We start from the raw sequence: 1,740 nt of genomic DNA on the forward strand, positions 1-1,740 counted from the left end.
TGAAGGTGAGTTGAGAAGCTTGCTGGAGGTATCACAAGTGCGAATGCTGACATGAGTAACGATAATGGGTGTGAAAAACATCCACGCCGAAAGACCAAGGTTTCCTGCGCAACGTTAATCGACGCAGGGTGAGTCGGCCCCTAAGGTGAGGCAGAAATGCGTAATCGATGGGAAACAGGTTAATATTCCTGTACTTCTAGTTATTGCGATGGAGAGACGGAGAAGGCTAGGCCAGCAGGCAGTTGGTGTTCTGTTTAAGGTCGTAGGCTGATTTCTTAGGCAAATCCGGGAAATCAAGGCCGAGAGCTGATGACGAGCGTTCTTTAGAATGCGAAGTGGTTGATGCCATGCTTCCAAGAAAAACTTCTAAGCTTCAGATAACTAGGAACCGTACCCCAAACCGACACAGGTGGTCGGGTAGAGAATACCAAGGCGCTTGAGAGAACTCGGGTGAAGGAACTAGGCAAAATGGCACCGTAACTTCGGGAGAAGGTGCGCCGGTGAGGGTGAATGACTTGCTCAGTAAGCCCATGCCGGTCGAAGATACCAGGCCGCTGCGACTGTTTATTAAAAACACAGCACTCTGCAAACACGAAAGTGGACGTATAGGGTGTGACGCCTGCCCGGTGCCGGAAGGTTAATTGATGGGGTTAGCGCAAGCGAAGCTCTTGATCGAAGCCCCGGTAAACGGCGGCCGTAACTATAACGGTCCTAAGGTAGCGAAATTCCTTGTCGGGTAAGTTCCGACCTGCACGAATGGCGTAACGATGGCGGCGCTGTCTCCACCCGAGACTCAGTGAAATTGAAATCGCTGTGAAGATGCAGTGTATCCGCGGCTAGACGGAAAGACCCCGTGAACCTTTACTATAGCTTTGCACTGGACTTTGAAGTTGTTTGTGTAGGATAGGTGGGAGGCTTTGAAACCCAGACGCTAGTTTGGGTGGAGCCAACCTTGAAATACCACCCTGGCAACTTTGAGGTTCTAACTCTGGTCCGTAATCCGGATCGAGGACAGTGTATGGTGGGTAGTTTGACTGGGGCGGTCTCCTCCTAAAGAGTAACGGAGGAGTACGAAGGTGCGCTCAGGCCGGTCGGAAATCGGTCGTAGAGTATAAAGGCAAAAGCGCGCTTGACTGCGAGAGCAACAACTCGAGCAGGTACGAAAGTAGGTCTTAGTGATCCGGTGGTTCTGTATGGAAGGGCCATCGCTCAACGGATAAAAGGTACTCCGGGGATAACAGGCTGATACCGCCCAAGAGTTCATATCGACGGCGGTGTTTGGCACCTCGATGTCGGCTCATCACATCCTGGGGCTGAAGCCGGTCCCAAGGGTATGGCTGTTCGCCATTTAAAGTGGTACGCGAGCTGGGTTTAGAACGTCGTGAGACAGTTCGGTCCCTATCTGCCGTGGACGTTTGAGATTTGAGAGGGGCTGCTCCTAGTACGAGAGGACCGGAGTGGACGAACCTCTGGTGTTCCGGTTGTCACGCCAGTGGCATTGCCGGGTAGCTATGTTCGGAAGAGATAACCGCTGAAAGCATCTAAGCGGGAAACTTGCCTCAAGATGAGATCTCACTAGAGCTTCAAGCTCTCTTAAGGGTCGTCGAAGACTACGACGTTGATAGGCTGGGTGTGTAAGCGTTGTGAGGCGTTGAGCTAACCAGTACTAATTGCCCGTGAGGCTTGACCATATAACACCCAAACAATTTGGGTAGTTGAAAAGATACAACCAAAAGTTCT

At 51.5% G+C, this 1,740-nt stretch carries 1 rRNA gene; it reads left to right on the forward strand.

What is annotated here, in order from left to right:
• Positions 1-1,691: ribosomal RNA gene (locus tag VQ643_RS16205) — 23S ribosomal RNA — on the forward strand; the annotation flags it as partial.
• Between the last annotated feature and the right edge of the window lie 49 nt (positions 1,692-1,740).

This window comes from Pseudomonas sp. F1_0610 (genome assembly GCF_047470865.1).
GTDB lineage: Bacteria > Pseudomonadota > Gammaproteobacteria > Pseudomonadales > Pseudomonadaceae > JAZDRH01.